Annotated in this window: 12 protein-coding genes and 1 tRNA gene; 5 read left to right on the top strand and 8 right to left on the bottom strand. The window is 61.8% G+C overall.

What is annotated here, in order from left to right:
• Window positions 1–259 precede the first annotated feature (259 nt).
• The 6 genes from WC026_RS07430 to WC026_RS07405 all read right to left on the bottom strand — a co-directional run bounded on the left by WC026_RS07430 (window position 260) and on the right by WC026_RS07405 (window position 8,133).
• Window positions 260–1,219: a DUF4167 domain-containing protein gene (locus WC026_RS07430; RefSeq protein WP_372710194.1), complete on the bottom strand. Its 960-nt coding sequence runs from the start codon at window positions 1,217–1,219 to the stop codon at window positions 260–262.
• A 443-nt stretch (window positions 1,220–1,662) separates the two neighbouring features.
• The gene (gene prmC / locus WC026_RS07425) at window positions 1,663–2,550 is read right to left on the bottom strand and encodes a peptide chain release factor N(5)-glutamine methyltransferase (RefSeq protein ID WP_372710193.1); all 888 of its coding nucleotides are present in this window, start codon (window positions 2,548–2,550) and stop codon (window positions 1,663–1,665) included.
• 13 nt (window positions 2,551–2,563) lie between these two features.
• A complete protein-coding gene (gene prfA / locus WC026_RS07420; protein ID WP_372710192.1) occupies window positions 2,564–3,643 on the bottom strand; it encodes a peptide chain release factor 1 in 1,080 nt (359 codons plus the stop codon).
• 62 nt (window positions 3,644–3,705) lie between these two features.
• Window positions 3,706–4,287, bottom strand: coding sequence for a helix-turn-helix domain-containing protein (locus tag WC026_RS07415; RefSeq protein WP_372710191.1), 582 nt, complete (start codon window positions 4,285–4,287; stop codon window positions 3,706–3,708).
• A 219-nt stretch (window positions 4,288–4,506) separates the two neighbouring features.
• A complete protein-coding gene (ptsP, locus tag WC026_RS07410; protein ID WP_372710199.1) occupies window positions 4,507–6,801 on the bottom strand; it encodes a phosphoenolpyruvate--protein phosphotransferase in 2,295 nt (764 codons plus the stop codon).
• A gap of 69 nt (window positions 6,802–6,870) precedes the next feature.
• Window positions 6,871–8,133: an aspartate kinase gene (locus tag WC026_RS07405; RefSeq protein WP_372710190.1), complete on the bottom strand. Its 1,263-nt coding sequence runs from the start codon at window positions 8,131–8,133 to the stop codon at window positions 6,871–6,873.
• 208 nt (window positions 8,134–8,341) lie between these two features.
• Here WC026_RS07405 and ubiG point away from each other — a divergent pair, with 208 nt between their 5' ends.
• From ubiG to WC026_RS07390, 3 genes are all read left to right on the top strand, one after another.
• Window positions 8,342–9,121 carry a bifunctional 2-polyprenyl-6-hydroxyphenol methylase/3-demethylubiquinol 3-O-methyltransferase UbiG gene (ubiG, locus tag WC026_RS07400; protein ID WP_372710189.1) on the top strand — a complete coding sequence of 260 codons (780 nt, stop codon included), beginning with the start codon at window positions 8,342–8,344 and terminating at the stop codon, window positions 9,119–9,121.
• Between the two features lie 18 nt (window positions 9,122–9,139).
• Window positions 9,140–9,799: a rhomboid family intramembrane serine protease gene (locus tag WC026_RS07395; RefSeq protein ID WP_372710188.1), complete on the top strand. Its 660-nt coding sequence runs from the start codon at window positions 9,140–9,142 to the stop codon at window positions 9,797–9,799.
• A 131-nt stretch (window positions 9,800–9,930) separates the two neighbouring features.
• Window positions 9,931–10,007, top strand: a tRNA-His gene (locus WC026_RS07390).
• Window positions 10,008–10,030: 23 nt separating this feature from the next.
• Here the strand turns inward: WC026_RS07390 and WC026_RS07385 are convergent.
• Both WC026_RS07385 and mprF read right to left on the bottom strand, forming a co-directional pair.
• Entirely contained in the window at window positions 10,031–11,341 is a 1,311-nt protein-coding gene (locus WC026_RS07385; RefSeq protein WP_372710187.1) for an AcvB/VirJ family lysyl-phosphatidylglycerol hydrolase, read from the bottom strand.
• Between the two features lie 64 nt (window positions 11,342–11,405).
• A complete protein-coding gene (mprF, locus tag WC026_RS07380; protein ID WP_372710186.1) occupies window positions 11,406–14,036 on the bottom strand; it encodes a bifunctional lysylphosphatidylglycerol flippase/synthetase MprF in 2,631 nt (876 codons plus the stop codon).
• Window positions 14,037–14,395: 359 nt separating this feature from the next.
• Between mprF and WC026_RS07375 the strand changes: the two genes are divergently transcribed.
• Together WC026_RS07375 and WC026_RS07370 are read left to right on the top strand one after the other, a co-directional pair.
• Window positions 14,396–15,526, top strand: a complete 1,131-nt coding sequence (locus WC026_RS07375; RefSeq protein WP_372710185.1) for a sensor histidine kinase — start codon at window positions 14,396–14,398, stop codon at window positions 15,524–15,526.
• Between the two features lie 286 nt (window positions 15,527–15,812).
• The gene (locus WC026_RS07370) at window positions 15,813–16,334 is read left to right on the top strand and encodes a hypothetical protein (protein ID WP_372710184.1); all 522 of its coding nucleotides are present in this window, start codon (window positions 15,813–15,815) and stop codon (window positions 16,332–16,334) included.
• Window positions 16,335–16,340 lie beyond the last annotated feature (6 nt).

The raw sequence follows: 16,340 nt of genomic DNA, 5'->3' as shown, positions 1-16,340 counted from the left end.
GGCCAGACTTGAGAGGCCAGACTTGAGAGGCCAGACTTGAGAGGCCAGACTTGAGAGGCCAGACTTGAGAGGCCAGACTTGAGAGGCCAGACTTGGGAGCCACCCGGCGCACGCCCGCTTGGGCGTCCGCAACGACCGTCAACAGCCATGCCTCTCGCAGCGCGCGACGCACCCATCCCACCGGATGAATCGCAGGCGAAATCAGCGTGATAGGTTCCTGCGCTGAAACGCGTTGCTGTCTGCGAACGCCTGGCGCGTCTTAGTCTTTGTCTTCGTTCGCGGCGGGCGGCGTTGCCACGACCTCGGTCGGCTCTTCGCGACGCGGACGACGAACCGGACGCCTCAAGAACGCCGGCTGCTCCTGCTCCGGCGTCACGGCTGGTGGCGGCGGAGGCGCTGCGCGTTCGGGTACCGCTGCCGGTTGCGCCTGAGGCTGCGGAGCCTGACCGGCGTCTTGGCGGAAACCACCATTGCCGACGTCCCGGTCCGCGCCATTGGAATCCTGATAGCGCTCGCGACGGCGGAAGCCGCCGCCTTCCGACCGGTTGTCGCCACCGTTGCCGTACTGCCGGCGATCGTCGCGAAAGCGATTTTCGCCGCCGGCCGATCCGTTGCGGTCATTCCGGTCGTTTCGGTCGCCACGGAAATCCTGCCGATCGCCGCGATCGTTCCGGTTATTGTTGTAGCGCTGATCGCGGTCGTTGCGATCGCGATCATTGCGCGGCTGGCGGTTTTCGTACCGGTTCTGATTGTCGAAATTGCGCGGTTGCTGTGCGAAAGGCTGCTGCTGTGGCGGCTGCGACCCGTCGCCGGCGGGCTGTTGCTGCTGCACCTGGACGCCGAACTCGTCGCTTTCGTCGTCACCAAACTCGTCGCCGTCGCTCCCTTCCGGACCGGCAAGCGTGTGCGTGCGCGCGGCGCCGTTACCGAGGGGATCGACGCCACCCTGCTGCACCATCTGCTCGCGATAGCTCAGGATGATGCGGTTATAGTGCTCGGCGTGCTGGAGATAGTTTTCCGCAAGCACCGGATCGCCGGATGACAGCGCGTCGCGAGCCAGCGAGACGTACTTCTCGGCAATATGAGAGGGCGTGCCGCGGATCTTCACATCCGGACCCGAGCTCTCGAAGCTGCGCATCAAAGGATTTTGCGATTTGCGGTTATTATTATTGTTGTTGTTTCGACCGCGGCCACGGCGGTTCTGTTGTCCTTGCCTCATGGGCTCCCGTTCACACTCGTTGATATTCTAACGTCCACGCGTGCTCACCAGCGATGGGCCGCGTTATGGATCCTCCGATCCAATTCCATTTTAAAAGACGGTCCTAAAGTCGCCTGTGCCCCACAGGCTGTAGCCCCTTGGCTCTCACGCCCGCGACCGGGGCAAACTACGGTGTCCTCACCACGTTGGACAGCAACTCACGTCCAAAACATCTGCAAGGAGCGTCTGTGCAGCACTCGCGGTATCGAGAACAATCAACTCGATGCCCGCCATTCAGCGGACGATAACGTCCGCGAAATTTGCGCTGATGATCTGAGATAGGACGGCCGGCTTCCAGTACCGCATTCGCGGGGGGTCGCCTGATTCAGGCACATCCGATCAAACTCGTCAGCTGATACCTTACTCCGGAAACGTAATTCCGCAAATAGAAATGATTGAAGAGCTTAAGGATGTATCTCCATGGCAACAACGCGCACATGGCCGCCCAGATCCTTCCGCTGCTTCAACGGCCGCCAGCCTGCTGAGATGAAAATATCTGTTACATCAGAGGCTTGACCCGCCCCGATCTCCAGAACGAGGCGCATTGTCCGTTGCGGATTTCGGGCAATTTCCGCGATCTCGCGATAGACATCCAGACCATCCGCGCCGCCATCAAGAGCAAGCTGTGGATCGTAATCGCGTACGTCCGGCTCCAAGCCCAAAATGTCGCCCGCCGCGATATACGGCGGGTTCGAGACGATGAGATCGAAAGGCCCGGCGCAGCCATCGAGACCGCGTGTCTCAATGAAGCTCGTCCGGCTCGCGACCCCAAGGCACTCTGCATTTTTTTGCGCAACCGCGAGCGCCGCCCCGCTGACGTCCGTCGCAACTCCATGCGCATGGGGCAGTTCCATGAGCAGTGTCGCAATCAAAATGCCGGAACCGGTCCCGATGTCCGCGATCTGAAGCGCTTCCGATTGAAGACCATTCGCGCGAACGATCTCGAGCGCGACGTCGACAACCGTTTCCGTATCCGGACGCGGATCGAGCACGTCGGGCGTGACGATAAATTCGCGTCCGTAGAATTCACGCACGCCGAGAATGCGCGACACCGGCTCATGCGCAAGCCTTCGGCGCATGGCATCGCCGACGCGCTCCGCCGCATCGCCAAGCAACTGTTCCGGTCTGGTCAATAGCGCCGTGCCGTCAATGCCAAGCAGGCCTTGCAATAAAATGCGCGCGTCACGCGGCGCCGACTCGATCCCTTCGGCCGCGAATGCCCGCGTCATCTTCGCCAACGCATCGCCGACCGTCTGATCGCGCTCGAAGACTTCCTGCTTTTGTCCGGCCACGATCTTCGATCCGTTAGGCGGCGTTGAGTTCAGCAAGCATCGTCGCCTGATGATCGGTGATAAGCGCGTCGACCAGTGTGTCGAGCCCGTTCCCGATCATGACTTCATCGAGATTGTAGAGCGTGAGGTTGATCCGGTGATCGGTGACGCGTCCTTGCGGAAAATTGTACGTCCGAATCCGCTGCGAGCGATCACCGGAGCCGACCTGCGATTTGCGAGCGTCCGAACGCTCGTTTGCCGCCTTCGCGCGCTCAAGCTCGTAAACGCGCGCCTTGAGAACATTCATCGCCAGGCGGCGGTTCTGATGCTGCGATTTTTCCGCCGATACGACGACGATTCCGGTCGGTAGATGCGTCATGCGCACCGCGCTTTCCGTCTTGTTGACGTGCTGACCGCCGGCGCCACCGGCCCGCATCGTGTCGATGCGGATGTCGTCAGCCTTGATGTCGATTTCGACGTCTTCGGCTTCAGGCAGCACCGCGACCGTCGCGGCCGACGTATGAATGCGCCCGCTCGCTTCCGTCGCGGGAACGCGCTGCACGCGGTGCGCGCCCGATTCAAACTTAAGCCGAGCGAACACGCCCTCGCCCGTAATCGATGCGACGATCTCCTTGTAACCGCCGAGATCGTTTTCCGATGCTGAGATGACCTCCACCTTCCAGCCCCTGAGGTCGGCATAGCGCGAATACATGCGAAAGAGATCGGCAGCGAACAGCGCCGCTTCGTCGCCGCCCGTTCCGGCGCGAACTTCGAGGATCGCGCTTTTCTCGTCCGCCGCATCTTTCGGCAGAAGCGCGATCCGAAGCTGCTGCTCGAGTTCGCCGATCCGGGTGGCAAGGGCTGCGCGCTCCGCGTAAGCAAGATCGGCCATATCCTTGTCAGCCGAGGGATCGCGAAAGAGCTGTTCGAGATCGGCGCTTTCGGCTTCTGCTTTGCGCAACGCTTCGATTTGCGCGGCAGCCGGCGACAGCTCCGCGAATTCCTTCGTCAGCTTGACGTATTGAGCTTGCGACACGCCATGATTGAGTTCGTCCTGGATCGCCATCCAGCGTTCGAAAAGGCGGTCGAGTTTATCGCGCGGCAATGAAGTCATGATGTCCGATGATGCGGTCCGGCTGGGCCGCGATCAGACGACCGCGGCACTCTCGGGCGCATCTAATACGAACCGCCTGCGATCCGCAATTTATCGGTCCGGCGCGACCGGGGATCATTTACGTCGATCCAGCGCAAACCGTCCTGAACCGGCGCAAAATGCTCCTGAAAATAAACGCTGACCTGCCCCACGGCCGAGCTGAAGGGCTGCGCGATGACCTGCAAAATCGAGGCGTGGAAAAAAAGCAGGACGAACAGCGGCAGCGACAGGGCGTAAAGCGCCCGCTGCGGCCTCTCGCGGATCTGGTGCATGGCATCCTTCGGCAGCCGCCGGGCCCCGCTCGCAATGGCCGAACCGGCTCGGAAGAAATGTCCGCCAGCCGGTATCTCATGTCCCGCCGCGTGCTCCTCGGGCTCGTCCGGCGACGGCTGGAGCATCATGATCAGGTTGCCGACGGCGTTCAACACGGGCCGCCCATCGACACCCGCCATCGACGTGTAACCCATGACGATCTGCACCGTCTGCGGCCACGGCGGAAGATATTCGACTTGTCCGGTTTCCAGTGCTTCGACGACGCTCGTCTGGACCTTGAGATAATAGGCAGCTTGCGGCAGCGTTAGCCGCAATGCGCGGCGAAGATCCATAAAAAACCGGGCAATCAGCTCACGGTCTTTAGAAACTTGTACTTGATTTGAGAACTCGCTGCGATCGCGAGCCGTGCGCTCCACCCGCACACGGCCGCCGACCGAAACGTTCCGCCCAACGCCTCGACGCATACACAATCCGGCACTACGCACCGGCCCCTCAACCCTCACCTCTATCTTGGTTAAAAAAGTATTTTTGTCAAAGGCTTTCGACGCGACTCAGCCGTCGATCGCGACGCCTTCGGTTTCAGCAAACTGCTGCAAGGACATGCGGATGTCTTTGACATCTTCCTTGAGAAGATCCTCGAGGTAAGCCGTCGCTTTTTCCGCATCGAGCGACAGGATCATCGTCTTGATCGGACCGATCGAAGCAGGAGCCATCGACAGCGAGCGAAGCCCGAGAGCGATGAGAGTCATGGCTTCGATCGGACTGCCCGCCATCTCGCCGCAAAGCGTCAGCGGCACTTTATGTTTCTTGGCCGCTTTGATCAGCATTCTGAGCGCTCTGAGTGGCGGCGCGGTCAAGACGTCGAAACGGCTCGCGACGCGTGCATTGGTGCGATCCGCCGCGAACATGAACTGCATCAGGTCGTTCGAGCCGATCGACACGAAATCCACCCGCGTCAGAAACGCGTCGAGATCGAACAGCAGCGCCGGAACCTCGAACATCGCCCCGACCAGGATGTTGCTCGGCAGCTGGTGGCCATGCGTCGTCAGAAACGTCTTTTCGCGTTCGATCAAGGCCCGGATCGCGCCCAGTTCATAGGACGCCGAAACCATCGGGATCATCACCCTGAGTTCGCGTCCGGCGGCGGCCTTCAAAAGCGCACGTATTTGCAGGCGGAAAAGCTCGGGCCTATCGAGCGACATGCGGATGGCGCGCCACCCCAAGGCCGGGTTCTCTTCTTTCGGCTGCCGGAGATATGGCAGCACCTTGTCGCCGCCGATATCGAGCGAGCGGAACACGACCGTCTTGCCCTGCGCTTCCTCGATCACCGAGCGGTAAAGCTGCGTCTGCCGGTCGAGCCTCGGAAAAGCGTCCGACAGCATGAATTGTAATTCGGTGCGATAGAGCCCGACGCCATCGGCACCGGATTCGATCAGATGCGACATGTCGACGAGTAGCCCGGCATTCATCAGCAAGGCGATGCGAATGCCGTCTTTCGTAATTGCCGGCCGGCCGCGCAGCGACTGATAGCGCTTCTGTTTCCGCGCTCGGAAACGCACTTTATCGGAATAGGCGGCAATGACCTCATTCGTCGGACGAAGATGAACCTCGCCCGTCACCGCATCGACGATAGCGGCATCTCCAGCCGTGACCCTATCGACGATACCGGCAGCTTGGCCGATCGCGGCGATGCCCAGCGCCTTGGCCACGACGGCGACATGGCTCTGGCTCGATCCGTCTTCGACGATCAGACCGCGTAGCCTGTTGCGATCATAATCGAGAAGCTCGGCAGGCCCCATCGTGCGCGCGACGAGAATGACTTCTGCGGGCAGGCCACTGCTGTCTTCCGAGCTTTTAAGCCGTCCCGCGAGCACACGCAGCAGCCGGTCCGAAAGATCGTCGAGATCGCGTTGCCGTTCCTTCCAATAATTGTCGTGCTGCTTCAGCATGCGCGTGCGCATGGCGTTCTGCACGCGCTCGACGGCGGCCTCCGCCGTCAGCCCACCCTCGACCGCCTCGCGTAGGCGCCGGTGCCAGCCCTTGTCGTGCGCGAACATGCGGTAGGCTTCGAGCACGTCGCGATGCTCGCCGACCGCCGACATATGCTCGTGCTCGAACATCTCATCGATGTTCACCTGAAGCTTTGTGAGCGCCTGCTCGAGCCGTTCCATTTCCGCGACGGGATTGTCCGACAGGAGATGCGTGACGACGATGCGCGGCTCGTGCAGCACCACATGCCCGAGCGCGATGCCTTCCGACAGCGGCTCGCCCTCGATGATCATCGGCTGCAACAGCGAGCCTTCGAGCGCCGCGACCGTACCCGCGACCGCACCCGAAGCGAGATTTTCCGCGACCACCATCGCCGTCGCCTGCAGCACCTCGACGTCTTCGTCGGAATATTCCTTCGACATCCTGTTCTGGATGACGAGCACGCCGAGCACCTTGCCCGAGCGCGAGATCGGCACCGCCAGCAGCGAGTGGTAGATTTCTTCGCTGGTTTCCGGCCGGTAGGAGAATGCCGGATGGCTCGAAGCCTCGGGCTCGTTGACCGTCACGCCCAGCTCCGAGCATCGCCCGACGAGGCCTTCTCCACGCTTCATCCGCGTGTTGTGGACGGCTGACGGGTTAAGACCCTCGGTCGCGAATAGCTCCAGCGAACCGTCCTGGCGCTTGAGATAGATCGAGCACACGTCGGCGACCATGACGCCGGCGATCTGGCGCACGATGCGGTCGAGCTTCTCCTGGCCCTCGCCGCCCTCGGACATGATTTCGCGCAAGCCGCGCATGATCACCCTGAGCGAAGTTTCGCTCGGAAGCGGTCTTGGATCGTTGGGCCGCGCGATCATGCTCGTCGTACCGCCCATCTAGACGGTCCATCAGTGGCTAAGAAAAGCGCGGCCGGAACGAATCCGCGCTCAGTCGCTGTCGAGACCGTAGACGGTGTGCAGCGTGCGAACAGCAAGCTCGGCATAGACAGCATCAATCAATACACTGATTTTTATCTCGGATGTCGAGATGGCGTGTATGTTGATGCCTTTTTCGGCAAGAGTCTTGAACATCTGAGCCGCAACGCCCGCATGACTGCGCATGCCGACGCCGATCACCGAGATTTTCACGACGTCCGCCGAGCTTTTGACGTCGAAGTGGCCGATATCGGCCTTGGCCTTTTTCAGAACGTCGAGCGTGCGCGGCAGCTCCGCCGCCTGCACGGTGAACGTCATGTCGGTGTGTTTGCCATCCGGCGTGACGTTCTGAACGATCATATCGACGTTGATGCTCGCGTCCGACAGCGGCCCGAAAATGCGCGCCGCGACGCCCGGCTTATCGTCGACCTTCAGCAGCGTGACCTTGGCCTCGTCTTTGGCATAGGCGATGCCGCTCACGACTTGCTGTTCCACGATCTCATCCTCGTCGCAAACGATAGTTCCGATATTTTCGACGTTATCGGGTCTGAAAGGTTGCATCGCGTCCGGCGCGACGAAACTCGACAGAACGCGCGTTTTCACCTTGTAGACCATGGCCAGCTCGACAGAGCGCGTCTGCAGCACCTTCGAACCGAGAGAAGCCATTTCCAGCATCTCTTCGTAGGAAACCTTGGCCAGCCGCCGCGCCTTCGGCACGATCCTCGGATCGGTGGTATAGACACCATCGACATCCGTATAAATATCGCAGACGTCGGCTTCGAGCGCGACCGCAATCGCAACCGCACTCGTATCCGAGCCGCCCCGGCCGAGCGTCGCAACGCGATTGCTCTCCGTTTCGATGCCCTGGAAACCGGTGATGACCGCGACCTCTCCGGCATCGATCTGCTTTTTGAGATCGCCGCCCGGAATATCGATGATCCGTGCCGCCCCGTGCGCCGCATCCGTTTTGATCGGCACCTGCCAGCCGGTCCAGGACCGCGCCTTGAGACCCATGGCTTGCAGCGCCAAGGCCAGAAGTCCCGCCGTCACCTGCTCGCCAGTCGCAACGACGGAATCGTATTCGCGCGCATCGTAAAGGGGCGAGACGTCCTTGACCCAGGCGACGAGCTGGTTCGTAACGCCCGACATCGCCGAGACGACCACAGCGACCTTGTTGCCGGCGTCGACCTCACGCTTGACGTGCCGCGCCACGTTCTGGATGCGCTCGATGTTGGCGACCGAGGTGCCGCCGAACTTCATCACAACGGTCGCCATCCTGAACGGCTTTCCTGCACCTGCTATAGGCTCGGAAAGGCCCAGAAAGGACCTGTCGAGCCTTGATATCTGGATTGAGTCCCGGCTTCTTAGCGGCTCGCGAGCCCCCCGGCAACTGCCAGTAGCAATTCAAAATGGCGAGCGGGATCGTGCCGCGCTTGACAAGTCCCCCGCGCCGCTGGCGACTAGCCGCGAACCGGAGCCCAGAATGACCGCCGCCACCCGCCCGCACGCCGATCCGACGCCCGAAGCCGCGAACCTCGATCCTGAGGAAGTGCGCCGCTTTTCCCAGATTGCTTCAGAGTGGTGGGATCCCAACGGAAAATTCCGGCCGCTGCATCAGATCGGACCGCCCCGGCTCTCGTTCATCCGCGACCAGGCCGTCGCCCATTTCGGCCGCGACGCGAAAATCCTGAAACCGCTCGTAGGCCTGACAGCACTCGACATCGGCTGTGGCGGCGGCCTCGTCTCTGAGCCGCTGACCCGGATGGGCGCCACCGTAACGGCGATCGACCCGTCCGAACGCAACATCGCTATCGCCAAAAGTCACGCCGAAGCACAGGGCCTTGCCATCGACTATCGTCCGGTTCGCGTCGAAGACCTCGTCGCGGAAAAACGCACGTTCGATATCGTCGCCTGCCTCGAAGTCGTCGAGCACGTCCCCGACCCGCAAAAATTCATTGCCGAATGCGCGGCCCTCGTCCGCCCCGGCGGCCTCGCCGTATTTTCGACGTTGAACCGCACGTTCAAGGCGTGGGCGCTGGCCATCGTCGGCGCTGAGTATGTCCTCGGCTGGTTGCCGCGTGGCACGCATCAGTGGGACCGGTTCGTGACCACCGACGAACTGCGGCGCTACGCCGAGACCGCCGGTCTCACGGAACCGCAGTTCGAAGGCATCACCTACACCCCGATGCGCGACGTCTGGGCTCGCAATCCCGACACGGATGTGAATTATCTGATGTCCGCGAAAAGGCCGGTGCCGGCATAGCCAGAACAGGGGGCGCGCATGTTTCCGATCGGTGACGACGACAGTGCGCTCAGATCCACGCCGGTCGTCACCTACGGCCTGATCGCCATCAACGTTCTTTTCTTTCTTGTCGAACTCAACGGTGGCGACCGGTTCATCCAGGACTGGTCGTTCATTCCGAGCCGCTTCAGCGACGATCCCGCTGGTAACATGCCGACGCTCTTTACCGCCATGTTCATGCACGGCGGCTGGATGCATCTCCTCGGCAATATGCTGTATCTCTACATTTTCGGCGACAACGTCGAGGATCGGTTCGGACACCTCCGTTTCCTTGCCTTCTACCTTGCCTGCGGCATCGCGGCGACGTTCGCGCAGTATTACGTCAACAGCGGCTCCAGCATCCCGAACGTCGGAGCCTCCGGCGCGATTGCGGGCGTGCTCGGCGCTTATATTTTGCTGTTCCCGCGTGCCCGCGTCGACGTGTTCGTCATCCGCCAGATTGTCTCGCTCCCAGCGCTCGCCGTCATCGGCTTCTGGATCGTGCTGCAGCTTTTCAGCAGCGTCGGGTCGATCGCCCGAACGGACGAAACGGCCGACGTCGGCGGCGTCGCCTACATGGCCCACGTCGGCGGCTTCGTGGCGGGACTTGTGCTGGCCTTCCTTCTCGGCGGGCGCGGCGGCCCGTCGCGAACAATCTGACAGGGGCATTCGGCCCTTGACCCATGGAGAGAGCTGTGGTGATAGCTGGACCCTGACATCGAGGAGCACCGATCCGAAAACCATGGACGGCCGCACCATCCTCGATTTATTGCTTTGTAAACAAAGCCTGTGCCGCCTTAGCTCAGTTGGTTAGAGCGCTAGATTGTGGATCTAGAGGTCCCCGGTTCAAATCTGGGAGGCGGTACCATTCAACCTTAGCGAACTTTTCCGTCACTTCCCGCTCGCGGCGCTGAGCCGTTCGAGAAGGATCCGCGCGATCTCATCGTAATCGCCGCCGAAGTGATGCCCGCCCGTCCGGCTGACACGCATCGCGCCGTCGAGTTCGGGCAGCGTGCAGCCGGTGTTGTTCTCCGTCTGCTCCTCGACGCTATAGACGCACATCACGCGCTCTTTCGGCAGTTGCGCGAGGTACGGGCCGAGCGGAATATCGGCGGAAGAACTCAATCCCAGCCAGCCCGCCATCGACATCCGCAGACGCGCAACCGGTTCCAGCCCGAGCATCGCGATCAGCTTGATCTCGCTTTGCGTAGCAGGCGCGAGCTTCGGCCACGTCAGCGGAATGATACCCGCGCCGAAGGAATAGCCCGCGAGCGCGAAGGACCTCACGCCCCACGCAGGTCCGTAGTGAGCGACGATGCGATCGATATCCGCCGCGATCGTCCGAGGCTCCTTCTTGCTCCAGAAATAGCGCAGCGCGTCGACGCCGATCACGGCGACGCCATCCTTGGACAGCAGTTCGCCGAGCTGTTTGTCGATGTCGCGCCAGCCGCCGTCGCCGGAGAAAAAGATCACCAGGATTTTGGGATGCTTCGCCGGCAGCTCCACAAGCGGCAGATCGCTAAGCGCGGCACCCGTCGTCGCCGCAACCTCGAAGACAGCCTTGATCGCAACGTCTCGCGACGCCTTATCTTCGGACGATCCCGCGACCGCCTTCGCGCCCGGATGAGCCTCCAGAAAAGGCTTTAGACTCGGATCATCAGGCTTTGCCGTAACGGCGATCCATCGTCCCGCCAGTTGCGCCGGCGCATATGTGAACGCCTCGGGCTTCGCGCCGGCCGACGCCGTAACATCGCAAAAGGGACGCGTCGAGACGAGCGTCGGGGAAAACCCGTAGCTCACCGCACCCGCGAGCGTGTTCGACGGCGCTTGCGCCAATCCGAAATACGCCACCGCGCCTGCGCCCCCGATGCCAAGCAAAACCGGCTGCTGCCAGCTTTGCATCCCGATCTGCCGCTCCGCCGTGCGCGCCAGGCTTTCGAGATCGCCGAACAAGTCGATGCAGGCGTGGGCGCCGTCGGAGGATTGCAGAACGGACCGGACCGCAGCGGCATCGATGACGGCGACCGCCGCGCCGCGATCCGCAAGCGCCGTCGCGATATCGCGACCGGACGATGTCGGATCATTCGGATCGCTCAACAAAATCACGAAAGCCGACGCGCGAGCTTTCGGCGTGATGAGTTCCACGGTTCCGAAGCGCGGATGCGTCACGGACGTTGCCGCCGTCGCAACGTTCGCCGCCACGAGTGCCGCCAGCGCTAAGGTTGCAGCAAGCACAGATCTGCAACGAACGCCGCTCAACCACACGCTAGACCTCATGCCGCTGCCGTTCCGCGTCGACGCGCTGCGGGCTCGAGCTGATAAGCCCGGCGATATCGAGCAGCGTCTGCGGCAGGCGCAGACTCTGCTCGTAGGCAAGATATTTCGGCCGCCATTCCGGTTTGAACTTGCTCTTGAAGATGCGCACGCCCTCGAAATTATAGAGCCGATCGCCGTAACGAAAGAACAGCCCGGCGAATCTCGCCCAGCGCGACGCAAGCCGGTGCTCGGGCAGCCCGGAGAGCGGCGCCATACCGAGGTTGAACCATTTGTAGCCCTCGGCCTTCATTTGTTCGAGCAGCATCACGACCAGATAATCCATGACGCTCTCCGGCGCGTCCGGCACATGCCGCATCAGATCGAGCGACGCCGTCGCCGCTACAGGCTTGCGCAGGATATTCGCGAAAGCAACGATGCGATCATCGTGACGAACGACGGCGACGTCATGCCGTCCGAGATAGTCTTCGTTCCAGAAGCCGAGAGAAAAGCCCTTTTCGCGCCGCCCATGCACCTGCAGCCAGGCATCCGACACGCGCTTCAACGCAGGGAAAAATTTCGTGACATTTTCAGCTTTGACGATTTCGAACGACACATTGCTGCGCTCAACGCGCGACCTCGTCTGCCTGAGCCGCCGCCCGACCTTGCCGTCGAGGGTGAAGGCTTCGAGATCGACCCATGCATCCTCGCCGAGCTTGATCAGCGAGAACCCCGCATCGAGATAGACTGGAAGATTGTCGGCCGCGACCTGATAGAAAACAGGCGAACCACGACGCTCGTCCGCATTCTCCTTGAACCGCCAGACGAGGTCGATGAGATCGGCGCTGCCGTTCGCGATCGGATCGCCCATCGCGACCCACGTTGAGCCGCGCACGTCGTACATCACGAAACCGTCGCCGCTTTGCGAAAATAGGAATCGCTTGTCGCCGATGAGCGCAAGCTCCGACGTGATCTGCGTCGACGCGCGGACGATCGCCTCGACGTCCTGCATCTCGGATGGCGAAACGTTGCGCCGCTCGGGCGCAACCTTGTGCATCAGCTGGTAGGCCGCGATGACGATCGCGATCGTCGCCGCGCCAAGCGTGGCGCGCAGAAAGCGCGACGCATCCTGGTGATACGCGAACTCCCACCACAGCGAGTTGTCGTAGGGAATACCGCGATAGATGGCGAGGCCGATGAAGGCCGAAGCTCCCACGGCGACCCCGACGGCGAGCAAAACAGACGCCGACGGACGAGCCGCGAACACGCCGCCTTGGCGATAGAATTCCTTCCGGCCGAGAATGAGCAATCCCGCCGCGGCGAGACAGATGAAGGCTTCCCCGAAATTGAAGCCCTTCGTCACCGAGAAGATGGCGCCTCCGCCGAGCAGCAGAAGAGCAAGTTGCCACGCCGACCGCAGCCGATGCGCTAAGCCGTTCGCAACAACGAGCAGGATGGTCCCGACGAGACTCGCGATGAAATGCGAGGCTTCGACGAACGGCAACGGGATGAAATTGCGCACGACCGCGATGCGTTCCGCCGGCAGCGTCCCCGCAATGAGCAACGCCAGCCCGCCGAAAAACGTAGCGACCGCCGCCAGCGGTGGAATGATCGAATCGAACAGCGCGGCGGTCTGGCTGCTGTCGTCGCGCGAGATCCGCGATCTGGCCCGGACTTCGTAGGCAACGAGCATCATCGCCGCGATCGTGACCGGCACGAAATAATAAACGAGCCGGAAAAGCAGCAGCGAGCTGACAAGCTCCGGCGATGGCGCCCCTTTGGCGATACCGAGCAGAACGATGGCATCGAACACGCCGAATCCGCCGGGCACGTGACTGAGCACGCCGACCACGATCGCCAATGAAAAGATGACCAGAAATCCCGGCAGCGTGACCGCGACATCGTTCGGCAACAGCACCCACAGCGCGGCCGCCGCAGCGGCGACGTCTGCCATGCCGACAAAAATCGCTGCAAGCGTTGTGCCCGCTCCCGGCAACGGCAACTGCCAGTCGCGAATGGCGATCACCGTCCGCTTGCGCGTCGCGATCGCGAGCCAAATCGCTAGAGCCGCCAGAATGGCAAGACCGAGAATTCGGCAGGTCGCCGCGTTGAGGCCGACCAAGGCGGCGACCAGCTCCGGATCGAGCGTCAGGCAGATGCCGGCGATCGCCGCGAGTCCGGCCCAGAAACTCAAGGCGCACAGCAGGACGACGGCCAGAACCTGATCGGTCGAGACCTTCCACGGGCGATAAAGACGCATGCGGACGGCACCGCCGGTCAGAACCCCGAACCCAAACGTGAACGTCACCGCATGACTGATGAATGACGTGATGGCGGTCGTGCGAAGCGGAACGCGACGAGCGCCGACCAATCGCAATGCGATAAGATCATACCCGACCAGGGCAAGATACGAGACGGCGGTCGCAAGTCCTGCGAGAGCCAGCCGCGCTGTCGGAAACGCGACGATTGTCTGACGGACCTGATCCCACGAGATGCTGTCGAGAGTCTTGTAGAGAACGGTGGCCGCATACGAGAATGCCGCGAGCGCGACGATCGCCCCGACGATCGACCAGTCGATGCGATCCAAGACCCCACCGTTGATGCCGGCTTTGTCCCCGTCATCCTTTTGGCGCGCCGTCTGCAACTTGAACTCCAAACCCAGCGTGCCTTGCCGCCCCTCACGGCAAAGCCCGCCCTACTACTACTCCCAGCGCGAAAAAGCAGCCGTGGCAGGTTGGTAAAATTTCCGCGTTCGCCCAACGTCCTGCGTCAGGACCGTCCCGCCTGTGCCAGTTGTGCTGTTGCAGGTACGCTGTTTGCCGCCTTGTGCCACCAACGAAAGCCAGAAATGGCCGCAGGACGGTCGATGTCCGCGTCCATGAACGCCGCACGCGTCGGACAACAGTGGACAATAAGCGAATTCCATATAAATGCGGCCGGCAAATCGCTTACATGCATCGGGCAAGGTGTCTGAGTAGCACTTGGGATTTGAAGAATTCCGCTATGACGGCTGCACTTACACCCGCACTCCAGCACCCGCGCGACAACGATCCGGCGCTCGACATCGGGACCGATCCCGGCGTCATCGTTGTCGACCCCGAACGCGCCGAAATCGTGGCTGCCGATACCGCGGGCACGCACGCCATGGGCCTGTTCGCCTACGCGGAATTCCCTCTTACTCTCGATGCATCGACCCCGGCTCTTGCGCGATTGCGCGAGATCGCCGCGCTCGGCAATGCCAATGGCAAGTCGATCGAAAAGTTGACGTTCTGGAGCAACGGCCGTTTGAAGTCGCTTCGCTGCACGGTCACACGGCAGGCGGTCGACCGGTCGGGACTTTTTGTCCTGCACGTCATGGACACGGCAGACCCCGAAGCAACTCCGATCGATGCGCACAATGCCCTGTCGGCATTTTCCGATCTGCGTCCAGCTCCGGCATCGCTTCTCGATCCCGACCATCTTGCGAAGCTCGCGCACGAGCTGAAAACGCCGCTGACGGCGATCGCGGCGGCGGCCGAGGTCATGCGCGACGAGCGTTTGGGCGCGATGGGCAATGCCCGTTATTTGAACTACGCCGCCGACATCCACGAAAACGCGACGCACGCGCTCGACGTCATCACGTCGCTTCTCTCGGAAAGCCGCAAGCAGGCGACTGCACCGCCGCGCCTGATCGCGCTCGACCTCAACGCGGTCGTCGAGCGGACCGTCTCCAGCGTTCAAGCCCTCGCGCAGTCGCGCAATCTCCTCCTGGCGTTCCAGGCGGAAAAAAGCCGGCCGCACGTCGTCGCTAATCCGACGGCACTGCGCCAGATCCTGCTCAACCTTCTGACCAACGCCATCAAGTTCACGCCACCGGGAGGCGACGTCCACGTCGAAACCGGATATCGCGCCGACGGTCGCGTGTTTCTCGCGGTGCGCGACACCGGCTGCGGGATCGGCGGCAGCGCGGCGACGGCAACCGCATCGGAACAGAGCGTCGCGAAGCAGCCTTGGCTAAGCGGCAGCGGCATCGGGCTGCCGCTCGTCCAACGGCTCGCCAACGAAATGAGCGCCGAATTCGAAATCGAGGGCGCTCCCGAAATAGGAACACTGGCGCGGATCACGTTCCCTGGATTTGCCCAATGGCCGTCCTGAAAATGGTCGCCCGCTTTGGACATAAGTTCCCGAGCATAGGTACTTAAAAATTATAAGAATTCTAATGTTATGCGTGCCGTTCGCTAACGGTTGACCTGCCCGTTCCGATCAGGTTAGCACACGTTTACGGTGCCGTAGCGGCATCACGCGCCAACCTCAGGCGCCAACCGATACCGGGGCCTTGAACCCCGCATATTGGAGCCGAAAATGAACCCAGTTTCCTGCGCGGTCCGTCGCGCAAATAGCCGTCCTCTCAGACCGGCTCAGCCAACGGAGGTACGCACCCGTGGCTAGTCCTTCAGCAAACACCCGAACTCTCGCGCATTCGACCGCAAAGGTCGTGCCGCTGCCTGCAAAAGCACCTGAGCGTCTCGTCGGCGTCGGATTTCGATGCTGGCTCGCCGGCCTTTCGACTGGCGACATCAAGTGCTGGGAAGATGCCTGGAACTCGTTCTCGGGCATTCTCGGTCCCGAGCACGCGAAAGCCCTGCTTCTCGATCTGTCCAAGTTCGTTCGCGCCGTCAAAGCCAACGCCCAGCGCGATATCGAAATCTCGCCGTCCGGTTGCCGCAGCTTCTGCCGCGACGAATGTCTGGCAATCTCGATCATCGCGGCATGCCAGCATGACGAGCGTCAAGCATTGACGGCTTCGGCAGCGGCCTTGATCGGCTCGGACGACATCGGTGACACGCTCAACGGCGCCCAGGCTCTCGCCGCAGCGCTGAGCAAAGCCAACCAGCTGTTGTGCCTCGAGTCCGTCTGCCCAGCGACATGCGCACTTCGCGCCAAACGTCGCCGCTTGATGTGATCGCAA

Origin of the sequence: Hyphomicrobium sp. (assembly GCF_041674905.1) — a bacterium.
Classification (GTDB): Bacteria; Pseudomonadota; Alphaproteobacteria; order Rhizobiales; family Hyphomicrobiaceae; genus Hyphomicrobium_B.
This window is presented reverse-complemented; position numbering and strand designations above follow the sequence as displayed.

Bases quoted from the DNA above. Each gene is read 5' to 3' on its own strand.
- WC026_RS07430 (WP_372710194.1), bottom strand. From the start codon at position 1,219: ATGAGGCAAGGACAACAGAACCGCCGTGGCCGCGGTCGAAACAACAAC.
- prfA (WP_372710192.1), bottom strand. From the start codon at position 3,643: ATGACTTCATTGCCGCGCGATAAACTCGACCGCCTTTTCGAACGCTGG.
- WC026_RS07415 (WP_372710191.1), bottom strand. From the start codon at position 4,287: ATGGATCTTCGCCGCGCATTGCGGCTAACGCTGCCGCAAGCTGCCTAT.
- ptsP (WP_372710199.1), bottom strand. From the start codon at position 6,801: ATGATCGCGCGGCCCAACGATCCAAGACCGCTTCCGAGCGAAACTTCG.
- WC026_RS07405 (WP_372710190.1), bottom strand. From the start codon at position 8,133: ATGGCGACCGTTGTGATGAAGTTCGGCGGCACCTCGGTCGCCAACATC.
- ubiG (WP_372710189.1), top strand. From the start codon at position 8,342: ATGACCGCCGCCACCCGCCCGCACGCCGATCCGACGCCCGAAGCCGCG.
- WC026_RS07395 (WP_372710188.1), top strand. From the start codon at position 9,140: ATGTTTCCGATCGGTGACGACGACAGTGCGCTCAGATCCACGCCGGTC.
- WC026_RS07375 (WP_372710185.1), top strand. From the start codon at position 14,396: ATGACGGCTGCACTTACACCCGCACTCCAGCACCCGCGCGACAACGAT.